General features: G+C 33.2%; 11 protein-coding genes. 1 reads left to right on the top strand and 10 read right to left on the bottom strand.

Annotation, left to right across the window (positions count from 1 at the left end):
• The 6 genes from ruvA to C7H52_RS04975 all read right to left on the bottom strand — a co-directional run bounded on the left by ruvA (position 1) and on the right by C7H52_RS04975 (position 9,266).
• The gene (ruvA, locus tag C7H52_RS05000; protein ID WP_106462784.1) at positions 1 to 582 is read right to left on the bottom strand and encodes a Holliday junction branch migration protein RuvA; all 582 of its coding nucleotides are present in this window, start codon (positions 580 to 582) and stop codon (positions 1 to 3) included.
• A gap of 87 nt (positions 583 to 669) precedes the next feature.
• The gene (locus C7H52_RS04995) at positions 670 to 2,976 is read right to left on the bottom strand and encodes an NADP-dependent malic enzyme (RefSeq protein ID WP_106462783.1); all 2,307 of its coding nucleotides are present in this window, start codon (positions 2,974 to 2,976) and stop codon (positions 670 to 672) included.
• A gap of 177 nt (positions 2,977 to 3,153) precedes the next feature.
• On the bottom strand, positions 3,154 to 4,083 hold the full coding sequence (locus tag C7H52_RS04990) for a carbohydrate kinase family protein (RefSeq protein WP_106462782.1): 930 nt from the start codon (positions 4,081 to 4,083) through the stop codon (positions 3,154 to 3,156).
• A gap of 1 nt (position 4,084) precedes the next feature.
• The gene (locus C7H52_RS04985) at positions 4,085 to 5,260 is read right to left on the bottom strand and encodes a glucosidase family protein (RefSeq protein WP_106462781.1); all 1,176 of its coding nucleotides are present in this window, start codon (positions 5,258 to 5,260) and stop codon (positions 4,085 to 4,087) included.
• Positions 5,261 to 5,266: 6 nt separating this feature from the next.
• Positions 5,267 to 6,559: an MFS transporter gene (locus C7H52_RS04980; protein WP_106462780.1), complete on the bottom strand. Its 1,293-nt coding sequence runs from the start codon at positions 6,557 to 6,559 to the stop codon at positions 5,267 to 5,269.
• A 94-nt stretch (positions 6,560 to 6,653) separates the two neighbouring features.
• Positions 6,654 to 9,266, bottom strand: a complete 2,613-nt coding sequence (locus tag C7H52_RS04975; RefSeq protein ID WP_106462779.1) for a TonB-dependent receptor — start codon at positions 9,264 to 9,266, stop codon at positions 6,654 to 6,656.
• 162 nt (positions 9,267 to 9,428) lie between these two features.
• On the opposite strand from C7H52_RS04975, the gene C7H52_RS04970 reads away from it, so the two are divergent.
• Positions 9,429 to 10,469 (top strand): LacI family DNA-binding transcriptional regulator, encoded by a 1,041-nt coding sequence (locus C7H52_RS04970; protein ID WP_106462778.1) that lies wholly within the window; start codon positions 9,429 to 9,431, stop codon positions 10,467 to 10,469.
• Here the strand turns inward: C7H52_RS04970 and queG are convergent.
• The 4 genes from queG to C7H52_RS04950 form a co-directional block, all read right to left on the bottom strand.
• Entirely contained in the window at positions 10,453 to 11,373 is a 921-nt protein-coding gene (queG, locus tag C7H52_RS04965; RefSeq protein ID WP_106462777.1) for a tRNA epoxyqueuosine(34) reductase QueG, read from the bottom strand. The genes C7H52_RS04970 and queG overlap by 17 nt on opposite strands.
• Before the next feature lie 90 nt (positions 11,374 to 11,463).
• Positions 11,464 to 12,486: a Holliday junction branch migration DNA helicase RuvB gene (ruvB, locus tag C7H52_RS04960; RefSeq protein WP_106462776.1), complete on the bottom strand. Its 1,023-nt coding sequence runs from the start codon at positions 12,484 to 12,486 to the stop codon at positions 11,464 to 11,466.
• 91 nt (positions 12,487 to 12,577) lie between these two features.
• Complete coding sequence (locus tag C7H52_RS04955) at positions 12,578 to 14,371, bottom strand: cytochrome c oxidase subunit I (protein WP_106462775.1); 1,794 nt, start codon at positions 14,369 to 14,371, stop codon at positions 12,578 to 12,580.
• 24 nt (positions 14,372 to 14,395) lie between these two features.
• Positions 14,396 to 15,475 (bottom strand): cytochrome c oxidase subunit II, encoded by a 1,080-nt coding sequence (locus tag C7H52_RS04950; RefSeq protein WP_106462774.1) that lies wholly within the window; start codon positions 15,473 to 15,475, stop codon positions 14,396 to 14,398.
• Positions 15,476 to 15,495 lie beyond the last annotated feature (20 nt).

The raw sequence follows: 15,495 nt of genomic DNA, 5'->3' as shown, positions 1-15,495 counted from the left end.
TTATAAATTTTTTAAGGCTAATTTTATTAATTGTTCTACGCTAGATTCCGGTTGTGTTGCAACTATTTTATCTAAAGCTTTTTCGGCTTGTTTTTTATTAAATCCAAGGACTTCTAATGCAGATAACGCTTCTTCTTTATTCGTATTGCTTTCTTTAACAGAAACTTCATCGATATCGTAAATTTTAAGAATTTTATCTTTTAAATCTATAATAACACGTTGTGCTGTTTTTAAACCTATTCCTTTTATAGATTGGATTAGAGCAACATCTTCCGTAGCAATACCTTCTCTTACCTGCTTTGGAGACAAAGAAGATAACATAGTTCTGGCTGTATTAGTACCAATCCCACTTACGGAAATTAAGAGTCTAAAGATTTCTCTTTCTGCTAATGAAGAAAAACCATATAACGTATGGGCATCTTCTTTGACCTGAAGATGCGTATATAGTTTGATAGTTTCGTTATCTGATAGTTTAGAATATGTATGAAGTGAAATATTAACAAAGTAGCCTATACCATTGCAATCAATAACCACATGGGTTGGATTTTTCTCAGCTAATTTCCCTTTTAAATGCGTAATCATTTAACTTTTTTTTAAGATTATAAAACTACACATTTTTTTTTACTTTGAATTTATTTTAAACAAACAGATTTTAGCTTAAAGAATTTATTAAATCATGCTTATTTTTAAAGCTTTTTCGTTGGAAGCTTTTTCTTTTTGCTGGGCATCTATTACAGCTATTGCCGTCATATTTACCATTTCGTCTACACTTGCTCCCAATTGCAAAATATGTACTGGTTTACGCATACCCATCATAATAGGTCCAATTGATTCTGCTTTATTTAATTCTTTCAATAATTTATAGGTAATGTTGGCAGAATCTAAATTTGGAAAAATTAAACTATTGACCTTACGTCCATTTAATTTAGAAAATGGGAATTTCTCCTGAAGCATTTCAGAATTTAAAGCAAAATCCGTTTGTAATTCTCCATCAACAATAAGATCGGGATAATTTTTATGTAAATAATTTACTGCTTCCGAAACCTTATGTGCTTTTTCATGAGTGGAAGACCCAAAGTTAGAGTAAGAAATCATAGCCATTACAGGTTCTATACCAAACATTCTAACTACTTGGGCTGTCATTAAGGCTATACGAGATAAATCCCTGTCGTTTGGATCTATATTTATTGAGGTATCACTTAAAAATAATGGTCCTCTTTCTGTCATCATCACGTTTGTTGTTGCTACTCGTGAAGCCCCAGGAGCCATACCAATAAGCTCTAGCATTGGTTTTACTACCATAGGATAACTTTGTGTAAATCCAGATATTAAAGCATCAGCATCACCTTCATTTACCATCATTGCAGCAAAGTAGTTACGTTCCCTCATACGTTTTTGCGCAGAGTATAAACTTATACCTTTACGCTGTCTTGAAGTCCAATAGGCTTGAGCATATTTTTCCAAACGCTCTAATTCTTCATCCGATTTTGGATCGATAATTAAAACTTCAGCATCAAACTCAATTTCTTCTTTTAGCTTTTCAATAGCTTCACGTCTACCTAATAGAATTGGGATTGCAATACCTTCTTCATAAGCTATTTGTGCCGCTTTTAAAACATCTAACTGATCGGCTTCGGTATAAACAACGCGCTTAGGATTTATTCGTGCACGATTCATTAATAAACGAACCAGTTTATTGTCCGATCCTAATCGTTTTAAAAGTTCTTCTCTATATTTATCAAAATCTTCAATTGGCTCCTTAGCCACACCACTTTCTTGAGCCGCTCTAGCTACTGCAGGAGGCAACTCTGCAATTAATCTTGGGTCAAAAGGTTTTGGAATTATGTAGTCTCTACCAAAGGTAAGTCTGGTTTCACCATAGGCAATATTTACCTGTTCTGGTACGGGCTCTTTAGCTAATTGTGCCAATGCCATGACCGCAGCCATTTTCATTTCCTCATTAATTTTAGTCGCTCTAACATCTAGAGCACCACGGAAAATAAATGGGAATCCTAAAACATTGTTAACTTGATTAGGGTTATCACTTCGACCAGTTGCGACAATTATATCGGGACGAGAAGCTAATGCAATCTCGTAATTAACTTCTGGTGTAGGATTGGCTAAAGCAAAAACAATTGGATTTGCAGACATGGATTGTAACATCTCAGGACTTACAATGTCTCCAACCGATAATCCTAAAAACACATCTGAGTCCACCATAGCTTCGGCTAGGTTAGCATACACTTTGTCTGTCGCAAAATGCATTTGTGTTTCCGTTAAATCGGTTCTGTTTTTATGAAGCACTCCATTAACGTCAAACATAATAACGTTTTCAGGTTGTACTCCTAAAGCTTCATAAAGTTTTATACATGCCATAGCTGCAGAACCTGCTCCTGAAACTACTAGCTTTATTGTTGCAATATCTTTATCTGCTAATTCTAAAGCATTCAGTAATGCTGCTGATGAAATGATTGCAGTACCATGCTGATCATCATGCATAACTGGAATATCCAGTTCATCCTTAAGACGTCTTTCAATTTCAAAAGCTTCTGGAGCCTTAATGTCTTCTAAATTAATTCCTCCAAATGTTGGCGCAATGTTTTTAACCGTTTTAATAAATTCTTCTGGGTCTTCTGTATTTATTTCAATATCAAAAACATCTATGTCTGCGAAGATTTTAAATAACAAACCTTTCCCTTCCATAACGGGTTTAGAGGCTTCGGGTCCAATATTCCCAAGACCTAACACAGCAGTACCATTTGTAATTACAGCTACTAAATTACCTTTTGTAGTGTATTTATAAACATTATTGACGTCTTTAGCAATTTCCAAACAAGGTTCTGCAACGCCGGGAGAATAAGCCAAAGCCAAATCTCGCTGAGAAGCATATTTTTTTGTAGGAACAACTTTTATTTTACCTGGTGTAGGTTTAGCGTGATATACTAAGGCTTCACGACGTCTGTTTTGTTTACTCATGGAATTAGATTTTCATTCATTAATAATAATAAAATGAATTGGACTAACAAATGTAAGTGATAATATACACATAACACAAAAAATTAATTTTTATAAACTATGCCTTATTAAGCTTATTCTAAACAAAAAAGCAGTGATAGAAATCACTGCTTTATATTTAAAAGAATATTATCTACACTAATCCAAAATCAATTCTTTTATATTTAAGTTTTTTGGTAATCCTCCTAAGTGTTGTAATTTTACTTTTGCCAGTTTTTGTGCAATATCTAAACTTTCATCTATAAACATTTGGTGAATATTTCCATACAAAAAACCGGTCCAAAAAGCATCTCCTGCTCCAGTTGCATCTTTAATTTCAGAAATTTCAAGTCCTTTTTTTCTTATAATACCTTCATTAACATCTGACACAACAACCCCACTAGCTCCTTTGGTTAGACAAATTGTTGAAGCGCCTAAATTGTGGAAATAATCGAATATAAATTCTTCGGATTTATTTTCATTAAACAACCTTAAACAATCATCGTCACTTAGTTTTACCAATGGATTATTGTTTAAATAGTTTGCCAATATTTGCTTAGCTTCCTCTCTATTATTCCAAATTCGTTCAGAAAAATTTATATCTATGCTAAGTTTTAAACCTAATTGCTTAGCCTTTTTTGCTTTTTCTAGAATGGTTGTTCTTGCAGGTTCTTTGCTTAAAGCAAAACAAGTGGTGTGAAAAATTTTTGCAGATGATATTACTGCATCTGACAATTGGCTTTCTGTTATATGATAATCTGCCGACCTATAGGGAATAAAATCTGGGGTTGTTTTAGATTTTGAAACCATTATAATAGAGGTTGGTAAGCTTTCTACTTGTGTTAAAGAAGAGACATTTACATGACTTTTTTTTAATTGATTATATATAAAATCTCCCAATCCATCTTTGCCACAAGTCGCAACAAGTAATGAATTTAAGCCTAACTTAGATGCATTTACAGCAACATTTGTTGGAGAGCCTCCCAAAAAACGATGATAGTTATTTGTATCCTCAATAGAAGCATTAAATTCATGTCCTATAAAATCTATTAAAACCTCTCCTACACTTATTATATCTATAGTTTTCACTTTACACGAGTAATTTAAAATTTGAATTTATGGTTTTATTAAGAAGTATTGCTGCTGCTCCACTCCATGCACAATAAGGAACGCCATTTGGTTGGGTTGTGTCGGTATTAAAATTTTCGAAAAAAGAATAATTATCTACCGCATTTACTTGTTCTATTTGTTTTAAAATACTAGAAGCTTTAGAATTTTCAGATTTATAAGATAGAGCCATTCCAAAAAAACCATTTACCATTGGCCAACTTCCACCGTTATGAAACTCGTTAGGATAATTTCTAAATTCGTATTTACAATTATCCTTTAATAAATTCCAATGTTCATCTTTTGGAAGTATTGGAGGCCAAAATGCAGGAATTAACCCTAGTTTTGTAGATTTTGATAAATTAAAAGCATATTGAATAAGGTTATCTTGAAAAGACTTTGACCCTACATTTAATAGCAATAGTAATGAGTTTGCAAATGCATCAAATTGAGTTTTATAACCTGAAGGAGAAAAAGAGCAAGGTAAATAATCTTTAAGCTTTATGTTTTTAAATGCTTTTTCATGAAATTTCTCTGAAGTCGAATTTGGAAAAAAATTAGCTTCAATTTGAAATTGAATACATTCAATTTTATTTGCAACTCTTTTAGTTTTATTAAAATAATGATAGCTTTTTAAAGCCCACAATCTTAATAATTGATCATATAAAACATAACCATCTGTAATATACTCGTCTGCCCAATTGCCTGATAATGGAACATACATTAGATGTTTATTATTAAATTCCCATGCTTCTAATAATTCTAAACCTTTGTTTATATGATTTTGGTATTTGTTTACTATTGATGCGTCCTTTTCATAATATGCTAATTGACAAACGCCAATAATAAACCATGTAACAGCATCTACTCTGCCGGCTAATCCACCGTAACTTACATCCGTTTCTTTCTCTTTAAACAAGATGTTTGAAGGAATTGTTCCTATATAATGTTGATTATTAGCTAACGAATGAATTGTATTTTTAAAAGTGCTTATTAAATCTTTGTCTCTCGAAGCCAAAGCGGCTAAACCACAAATAACGCCATCTCTAGCCCAAACCCTTTTATAGTTCGATATATTTTCAGCACTTGCTACAAAACCATCTTTTGTAGAGCACTGCTTTAATAAAGCTAAAGCTTTTGTGTAATTAACTGATTCCACTTATTATTATTTTTTGGTTTTTATTAATAAAGTACATAAAGCACTTATTACTAATAGTACCCCTGCAAAAGTTATGGCTTGTCTAGGGTCGTTATTTAAAAAATTCTTTAAAATATAGCCAAATGAAATGTTTTGAAAAATCATTGGTATTACAATCATCATATTAATAATCCCCATATAAACACCATAACGCTCTTTAGGTATTTCTGAAACTACCATTAAATAAGGAATTCCCATCATGCTTGCCCATCCAATCCCAAAACCAGATATGGCGACTAAAAGCATATTTTTATTTTCAATATGTGGAAATGCTAAAAAACCAATTGCTGCAATAAAAACGCAAACCGCATGTACATATTTTGCACTATACTTTTTTGCAAATCCTACTAGTAGAAAGGCTACCAAAAAAGTTACTACATTATACCAGCCGTTAACTAGACCTGTCCAACTTACAGCTTGTTCGTAAGCTACCGGATTACTCTTAGGAGTTGCATCCCAAACGGAAAGCGCAACACTTTTAGAAGAGTTTTGCCAGTAACAAAACAAGGCATACCATTGAAAAAGATAAACTAAAGCTAATTGCCACATGACTTTAGGCATGTCGCCTATAGCAGAAAAAATTTCTAGTAAGGGCTGAAAAAAATGACCTTTTTCATTTTTCAATTTTTGAAGTTCTTCCTCTGTTGGTGGTATTTCGTTAGTGGTATAAATACTCCATAAAATACTACCAATAGAAACTACAGCGCCAAGAAAAAAAGAAGCGTAAACCCATTTAGGCAATGCGCCAACTGTACCAATAAATATTAAAGGAAAAATAAACAGTGATAAATTAGAAAGTACTTGTCCAAAACCCGTAAAGAAGCTTTGCATTTGAAACCCTAAAGGTTGCTGTTCTTCATCTAACTTATCTGCAATAAAAGCTCTATAAGGCTCCATTGCAGTATTATTTCCCGCATCTAAAATCCAAAGTAATCCTGCTGCCATCCATAAAGAACTGCTAAAAGGAAATGCTAATAATGTTAAACTACATAAAATAGCACCAATTAAAAAGTAAGGTTTTCTTCTACCAAATTTGGGACTCCAAGTTTTATCACTTAATGCTCCTACAACAGGTTGAACTAATAATCCAGTTACAGGTCCAGCCAAATGTAGTAAAGGTATTTGGTCTGCGCTTGCCCCTAAAAAATCATAAATAGGCGTTACTGCACTTTGTTGTAAACCGAAACTATATTGAATTCCAAAAAACCCAACATTCATATTTAATATTTGCCAAAAACTTAATTTTACCTTTTTAAACATGATCGCTTTGTTTTTTTAATTTTCTCTTTAATACTATTTTTAAATAAAGGGCTGACAGAAATTATTCATGCCAACCCTTTACCAATCAACATACTTAAAACTTATATTGTAACCCTAAAGAAACAGATCTTCCTGGTAATGTTCTTGCTCTAACGATATTATCTTGTCCTTCGGTAATGTTTGCTTCTTCTGCTTCTGTAATTCCTATAGAATCGAATATGTTATTTGCAGAAACATTAGCTGTAAGGTTTTTAGCAATATCATAGTTAACAAACCCGTTAATTATTACAAATCCTGGCATAATAAGTTCATTAGTGTCTTGCGTATATGCTTTTGTTTGACCTATAAAACTTAATCCGAATGAATTTTGGTTGTTGGTACCAAAGTTAAATGATGGAATAATGTTATAAATAAAATCTGGTTGTCTTCTTGGTGTATTACCATCATTATCTCCAGAAACAATTTCTGCGTTTGTATAAGTAAAAGCACCTCTTACATTAAATTTTTGAAAAGTATAAAATCCTTCTAATTCTAAACCTAAAGACTTGTAGTCGTTTTCAATAATGCTATTAGAACTTGCTTCAAAACCACCTTCTTCTGATGTTTGTGCAAAAAATGCAGTTGCGTAAATTGCACCGTTATTTAACTGTCTCTTATAACCAACTTCACCTTGAGTTATAAAGTCTAAAGCATTAATTCTATCATCAGACTGATAATCTAAACCAGCAAATAAAATTCTATCTGCTTTTGCAGATGCACCTTTACTATATCTAGCAAAAAAAGATTGGTTGTCTTGTAGTTTGTAATTTAACCCTAATGAATAAGAAATATAATCATAGTTATAATTAACTGCAGTTACATTTGCATTATCAATTGCTTCAACTGATTGTTCTGGGACAGAGATAACTCCATCATTGTTAACGTCGTAAGTTGTAAGCGTACCATCAGCAAAAGAGCCTGACACTTTACCATTATCGTATCTCATGCTGGCATCTATGGTAAACGCTTCTATTGGATTAAAGGTTATGTTTGCATATGGTGCAGAGACATTATATTGTGTGTCGTAATTTCTATGTAAGTTACCCCAAAATGGTGTTCCATAAGCATATAAACCATTTTCACTTAAAGGTGTATTAGACGCATCAAACACATTAATTAATCTGGCATTATCATCGTTAACTTCTTGTAGATATGAACTCCATAACCAAGACATTGATACGTTTTGGAAAGATTTAAAGTAACCCAATGTGAAATCTACTTTATCAAAAGATTTTGATAATTTAAAATCATTCATGAAATTATTAAAGTTATTTAATTCCACGTCGAACATATGTATTCTTGCTACTAAACTATTATTAGCTACTGGAGTTCCATCTACATATTGAAGAGAAGATCCCGGTCCAAAAGAGTCTGCTATTGTAGATGCTGAAGCAACTTCTGCTGGAAATGGAGATATAAATACACCGCTATTAGAAGAAAAACGTCCATTATTACTAATTTTCCAATCATTTTCTAAATCGAAAGAAGCCGACATTCCAACAGATGTAGAAACTGGATGCATACCGTCAGTAACATTTCCTCTTCTCAATGAGCCGTCTGCTCCTAATCCAACAGTATTTAATAAATTAACAGAATGTAATGAGCCAGTCGTTGCATCAAAATTTTGCACATCTCCCCAATTAGGATCACTATTAGTACCTGAAACCTTCATTGGAGCAGGTAAATAAGCTACAGACCTATCATTTAAGTATTTAGCATAAACTCTTACTTCTCCTTTTTCAAACTCTTTAGTTAAGCTTAGTTTCAATTGACCTCCATTATTACCTGTAAAGCCAGTTTCTCTTATACCTTCTCCAACTCTATAAAAACCTCCTGTATGAAGATATAAATCATCACCAATTTTAGATCCATAATCAAAATCTGTTCTGAATGAATTATAATTCGCTCCAATGGTAGTTCCTATTGCTCCTCCTTCAGTTTTACCAGTTTTACTAATAATGTTTATAATTCCACCAGGTCCATTTGATGTTAATGTTGAAGCAGAACCTCCACGGATAGCTTCAATTCTAGAAACATTATAATCGAATCTTGTAAAAATATCTGCTGTTCCAAATGAAATATCACCATATAAAAGCACTGGTAATCCGTCTTCTTGTAATTGAACATATTTTGAACCACCTGAAGAAATTGGCACACCACGAACAGCAATATTTGAATTCCCTTCTCCTCCAGAAGACTCAGAACGTATTCCAGGTATTGTTCTAAATATTTCGGCTGTAGATCTAGGAGCTGATTGGGTTATAACAGCTGGTTTAATAGATGTTACAGAAACACTAGACTCGATTTTACTTCTTGGATTGACTACTCCTGTTATAATCACTTCGTCTAAAGCTGCCGCATCTTCTTCCAAAACAAAATTTATTGTAATGTTCTCATTTTGAGCAGTAACCGTATTTGTTTGCGATTTATAACCTATGTAGGAAGCCACTACATTGTAAGTTCCGTTTTCTACATTTTTTATACTATAATTTCCATCAAAATCTGATACAGCACCTTGACTTAAACCTTCAAGAATAACGTTTACGCCAGTAAGTGGCTCTCCTTTATTATCTTTAACAGTTCCTGAAATTGTTGTTTGTGCAACTGAAAAAGAAAAAGTTAATAGAGTAAATGTTAATACAAACCATGTTGTTTTAATTGATTTCATTTGTCTATAATTTATATAATTAATAAAAAATTTAGTTAATACACGATAAAATTAAAATTATAAGTACTAAAAAAATAAAAATCAACACCGAAAACGTTTTCGAAACTACCGAAAACGTTTTCGGTGTTGATTTTTTGTTTATTTTTGATAAAATTGAATCTCTTGAAGCCTGTAACTTTAAAACAAATAGCAGAAATTTTAGATATTTCTGTCACAACAGTATCTAAAGCCTTAAAAGATTATCCTGATGTAAGTAAGAAAACAAAAGGATTAGTTAGAGATCTTGCTCAAACTTTAAATTATAAACCAAATGAATTTGCGGTAAACCTAAGGACAAAAGAGTCTAAAACAATCGGTTTAATCATACCTGAAATTGTTCATCATTTTTTTTCTTCTGTGATAAAAGGCATAATAAATCAAGCTGAAAAAAAGGGGTATTTAGTTATTATACTGCAGTCTAATGAGTCATACGATTTAGAAAAAAAACAATTAAAATTATTATTAAATAAGCGTGTAGATGGTATTTTAATTTCTATAGCAAATGGGACGGCAGATTTTAATCATTTAGAGGAAGTATTAAGGGATGGTAAACCATTGGTGATGTTTGACAAAATAGCAAAAGTGGTTAACTGTTCTAAAGTTATTATAGATGATAGAAAAGCAGCTTATAATGCTACCCAACATTTAATAGATACAGGTTGTAAACGTATTGCCCATTTCAGAGGTCCTTTGCTACCACAAAACTCAATTGATAGATTTTTGGGATATAAAAAAGCACTTTTAGATAATAATATAGAATATGATTCTAGTTTGGTGTACATATGTGAATGTGGTGATAAAAGTTTTGAAGAAGGAAAACTTAATGCTAAAAAAGTTTTAGAAGATCATAGCGATGTAGATGGTATATTCATAAATACAGATATGGTCGCTATAGGTGCTATTACAGCTTTTAAGGATTTAGGGGTGAAAATTCCTGAAGACATTTCTATAGTTGGATTTAGTAATTGGTTTATGTCATCTGCAATTACCCCAACTTTAACTACAATAAATCAACCTGGTTATGAGATGGGAAAAAAGGCTTTTAAACAACTTTACAAAGAATTAAAAACGCTTAAAAAGGAAAAACATATAATTCCTAAAATTATCGAGCTTGAAACAAACTTAGTAGAAAGAAATACGACGAAACCTATTTTAAAAAATTAATATTTCTACGAAGTCCACTAAATTTGGTGCGTTTTACAGCTGATTTTTGAAAGACTTTTTTAAAAACGTCCTCCGTAATCTCTTCCCAGTCTTTTTTAGACATACTAAGTAATTCTGGTTTTGGATGAAATAAAGGTTCCTGGTGTGGTTTTGAAAAGCGATTCCAAGGACAAACATCTTGGCACACATCGCAACCAAACATCCAGTCGTCCATTTTTGATTTAAACTCGGTTGGTATTTGATTCTTAAGTTCAATAGTTAAGTAAGAAATGCATTTGCTGCCATCTACCACATAAGGTTCTGTAATGGCTTGCGTGGGGCAAGCATCTATACAAGCGGTACAAGAACCACAATGGTCTGTTGTTATATGGTCATATTCTAATTCCAAGTCAATAATTAATTCTGCTATGAAATAAAATGACCCTACCTTTTGGGTAAGCAAATTACTGTGTTTTCCTATCCACCCTAAACCCGATTTTGCTGCCCATGCTTTATCTAAAATCGGAGCAGAATCTACAAAAGCACGACCAGAAACTTCTCCTATTTCAGTTTCTATAAATTGATGTAGTTCTTTTAATTTTGATTTGATGATATGATGGTAATCCTGACCATAAGCGTACTTAGAAATTTTATAGGAGTTTTCGTTTTGTTCTTCTGATGGATAGTAGTTTAATAAAAGTGACACCACACTTTTTGAATCTTCTACGAGCTTTGTAGGATCTAAGCGCTTATCAAAATGGTTTTCCATATACTGCATCTCGCCATGTGCATTGGATTTTAACCATCGTTCAAGTCTTGGCGCTTCTTCTTCCAAAAAGCCTGCTTTACTTATACCACAAGATAAGAAGCCTAAGCGTTTAGCTTCGGCTTTTATTAGTTTAGTATATGTTGATGCGTTGCTCATGTTGCATTAACGGTTGAAGCGGCATCCTTTTTTTGCTGCCATAAATGGCAAAAAAAGATATAGCGTAAAACGTGACCTGAAAGGAATGCCCTAAAATAAACCACCTTGAATTGGTCCTTTTACTTTACCCAGATGCTTATAGGCCAATTCGGTAACCTCACGACCTCTTGGTGTCCTTACAATGAAACCTTGCTGTATTAAAAAAGGTTCGTAAACTTCCTCGATAGTTTCGGGACTTTCACTTACTGCTGTGGCAATGGTTGAAACCCCAACAGGTCCACCTTTAAATTTATCGATTATAGTAGTTAATATTTTATTATCCATTTCGTCTAAGCCATAAGCATCTACATTTAATGCTTTAAGCGCAAATTTTGCTATAGCAATATCAATAGTTCCATTACCTTTAATTTGTGCAAAATCTCTAACACGACGCAATAAGGCGTTGGCAATTCTTGGGGTACCACGACTACGTCCCGCAATTTCTATGGCTGCTTCCATAGTAATGGGCATATTTAAAATGTCGGAACTACGCTGTACGATGGTTGTTAGTAACTCTGTATTATAGTATTGTAAACGACTCTGAATTCCAAAACGTGCACGCATGGGAGCAGTTAGTAATCCTGAACGTGTGGTAGCACCTACTAAAGTAAATGGGTTAAGGTTAATTTGAACAGTTCTGGCATTAGGACCAGACTCTATCATGATATCTATTTTAAAGTCTTCCATTGCAGAATATAAATACTCTTCTACAATAGGACTTAAACGATGAATTTCGTCTATAAATAATACATCCCGGTCATCTAAATTCGTTAACAAACCTGCTAAATCGCCTGGTTTGTCTAAAACAGGACCTGACGTAATTTTTATCCCTACCTGAAGCTCATTTGCCAAAATATTGGCTAGTGTGGTTTTACCTAAACCTGGAGGACCATGGAATAGAGTATGATCCAGAGCTTCATCACGCTGGTTGGCTGCCTGAACAAATATTTGAAGATTTTCTAAAACCTGATCCTGACCAGTAAAATCTGAAAAAGACAACGGTCTTAATTGTTTTTCAACATCAAATTCTTCTGGAGTAAAGTGTTCGTTGGTAGGATCTAAATTTTCATTCATAAGATTAAGTAACAGGTGCTTTAAACTAAATCAAATATAACCAAAAAAAAGCCTTTCGGTTAAGAAAGGCTTTAATTATATACGTTTAGAATTAGTGTTGTAGTTCTTCTTCACCTTCATACATTGGTACTGTTTGAGGCACAAAATCGTCCTCATGACCAGGCTTAGAATAGTCGTATGCCCAACGGTGAACTTCTGGTATAGCACCAGGCCAGTTTCCGTGGATGTGCTCTACAGGTGTTGTCCACTCCATAGTATTTGATCTCCATGGATTTTGAACTGCTTTCTTACCATAAAATATACTAGCGAAAAAGTTATATAAAAATACCAATTGGAAAACTCCTCCAATTAATGCAAATAATGTTATTACCACATTTACATTAGCTAAATCGTCAAATAATGGGAAGTTTGAGTTGGTATAATAACGTCTTGGTAAACCTGCCATTCCAATAAAGTGCATTGGGAAAAATACACCATAAGCACACACTGCGGTTACCCAAAAGTGAATGTAACCTAATTTCTTATTAAGCATTCTACCGAACATTTTCGGGAACCAGTGGTAAATACCAGCAAACATCCCGTAAAGTGCAGAGATACCCATTACTAAGTGGAAGTGAGCCACTACAAAGTACGTATCGTGAACGTTAATATCTAAAGCTGAATCTCCTAAGATAATACCAGTTAAACCTCCTGTAATAAATGTTGATACTAAACCAATAGAAAATAACATTGCGGGGTTCATCTGAAGGTTACCTTTCCAGAGTGTAGTAATATAGTTAAATGCTTTTACCGCTGAAGGAATTGCAATTAATAAAGTCGTAAATGTAAATACAGATCCTAAGAATGGATTCATTCCTGAGATAAACATGTGGTGACCCCAAACAATTGTCGATAAAAAGGCAATTGCTAAAATAGATGCTACCATGGCTCTATAACCGAAAATTGGTTTACGAGAGTTTGTTGCAATAATTTCTGAGGTAATCCCTAATGCTGGTAATAATACAATATATACTTCCGGGTGACCTAAGAACCAAAATAAGTGCTCAAATAAAACCGGAGAACCACCTTGGTAATGTAATACTTCACCTTGAATAAAGATATCTGATAAGAAAAATGATGTACCAAAACTTCTATCCATTATCAATAATAATGCTGCAGATAATAATACAGGGAATGAAATGATACCGATAATAGCTGTTACGAAAAACGCCCAGATTGTAAGCGGTAAACGCGTCATTGACATTCCTTTTGTTCTTAAATTGATAACTGTAACAACATAATTAAGCGATCCTAATAATGAAGAAGCGATAAATATTGCCATAGATACTAACCATAAGGTCATACCCATACCAGAACCACCTTGCGCTAAAGGTAATGCACTTAATGGTGGATAGATAGTCCATCCCGCTGCTGCTGGTCCTGCTTCAACAAAAAATGAGCAAACCATAATTACACTAGAAATAAAGAATAACCAATAAGAAACCATGTTAAGGAATCCAGAAGCCATATCTCGTGCACCAATTTGGAGTGGAATTAATAAGTTACTAAACGTACCAGATAAACCTGCTGTTAAAACAAAGAATACCATAATTGTACCGTGAATAGTAACTAATGCTAAATAAATATCGGCATCCATAACACCTTCTGGCGCCCATTTTCCTAATAAAGCTTTGAAAATTACATTAGGCTCTTCTGGCCATGCAATTTGCATACGCATCATTAAAGACATCATTACGCCGATAACACCCATAATTGTACCAGTAATTAAATACTGCTTAGCAATCATTTTGTGATCCTGGCTAAAAATATATTTTGTTATAAACGTTTCTTTAGGGTGATGACCATGATCGTCGTGTGCATGTGCATCTTCTACGTGTGCTGACATAATCTTATATTTTCTTTTTCTTTTTTATTCTACAGTAACTAAAGAGTATTTAAACTCTTTTTGTGTTTTTAACCAAGCCTCATACTCTTCTTGTGTTTCCACAATAATCTTCATTTGCATATTGTAATGAGATTTACCACAAATTTTATTACATAATAATAGATAATCAAATTCGTAACGTTCTAAACCTTCTTCACCTTTAGCAACAAGTTCTTTACTTTTTTCAACTCTAATTCTGTTGATATTTGCAACCTTATCAATCATTTCTGGTGTCTCACGCATTTCTGCAGTGGTTTTAGTAGGTGTAAAACTAAATTGAGTAATCATACCAGGTACACAGTTCATTTGAGCTCTAAAGTGAGGCATATAAGCTGAGTGTAATACATCTTGAGAACGCATTTTAAATAGTACTGGTTTACCTACTGGTAAGTGTAACTCTGTAGTTATAATATCGTCTTGAGCATTAGGGTCCGATTCATCTACCCCTAAAATATTAGCTCTATCAATATCAATTAATCTTACGTTAGCTTTTCCTAAGGTATTATCTTGTCCTGCATAACGAGCTTTCCAGTTAAATTGCTGAGCATAAAGCTCTACAACTAAAGGATCTTTAGACGTATCGATATTCATGATATTAGTCCAAGTAAATAATCCTTGGATAATTAATCCAGCTAGAACTATAACTGGAATGATAGTCCAAATAGCTTCTAATTTATTGTTATCGGCAAAGAATAATGCTTTACGACCTTTTTCTCCTTTGTATTTATAGGCAAAGTAGTGTAATAAAAACTGAGTTACCGTTTGTACAAAAAAGATCACAATCATAGAAATGATCATCAAGTTATCTATACCAGGTCCGTGTTCTGAAGCAGAATTAGACATTAAAGGTAAATCTCCAAACTTTACAAAACAGATAATGGTAATAACATAAATGAAGATTAAGAAACCTATCATTAAATACCCATTAATACGGTTGTCTGTATCGTTTGCAACTTGATTATTGGCCTCCTTATTTCCGACTTGTGTTAAATCGAATATTTTAACCATTTGCCAAATGGCAACAAGTATAAAAACTAAAACTAAAATTGATAATAAAGCAGTCATTGTTGTCCTTCTTCTTTATA

The organism is Aurantibacter aestuarii, from assembly GCF_003008425.1.
GTDB lineage: Bacteria > Bacteroidota > Bacteroidia > Flavobacteriales > Flavobacteriaceae > Aurantibacter > Aurantibacter aestuarii.
The sequence above is the reverse complement of the archived record's forward strand: the minus strand, read 5'-3'. Positions and strand labels throughout refer to the sequence as shown.

What these genes read in the sequence shown, in the direction of transcription:
- C7H52_RS04995 (WP_106462783.1), bottom strand. Translation starts at nt 2,976, where the DNA reads ATGAGTAAACAAAACAGACGTCGTGAAGCCTTAGTATATCACGCTAAA.
- ruvB (WP_106462776.1), bottom strand. Translation starts at nt 12,486, where the DNA reads ATGAATGAAAATTTAGATCCTACCAACGAACACTTTACTCCAGAAGAA.
- C7H52_RS04950 (WP_106462774.1), bottom strand. Translation starts at nt 15,475, where the DNA reads ATGACTGCTTTATTATCAATTTTAGTTTTAGTTTTTATACTTGTTGCC.
- queG (WP_106462777.1), bottom strand. Translation starts at nt 11,373, where the DNA reads ATGAGCAACGCATCAACATATACTAAACTAATAAAAGCCGAAGCTAAA.
- ruvA (WP_106462784.1), bottom strand. Translation starts at nt 582, where the DNA reads ATGATTACGCATTTAAAAGGGAAATTAGCTGAGAAAAATCCAACCCAT.
- C7H52_RS04955 (WP_106462775.1), bottom strand. Translation starts at nt 14,371, where the DNA reads ATGTCAGCACACGTAGAAGATGCACATGCACACGACGATCATGGTCAT.
- C7H52_RS04980 (WP_106462780.1), bottom strand. Translation starts at nt 6,559, where the DNA reads ATGTTTAAAAAGGTAAAATTAAGTTTTTGGCAAATATTAAATATGAAT.
- C7H52_RS04975 (WP_106462779.1), bottom strand. Translation starts at nt 9,266, where the DNA reads ATGAAATCAATTAAAACAACATGGTTTGTATTAACATTTACTCTATTA.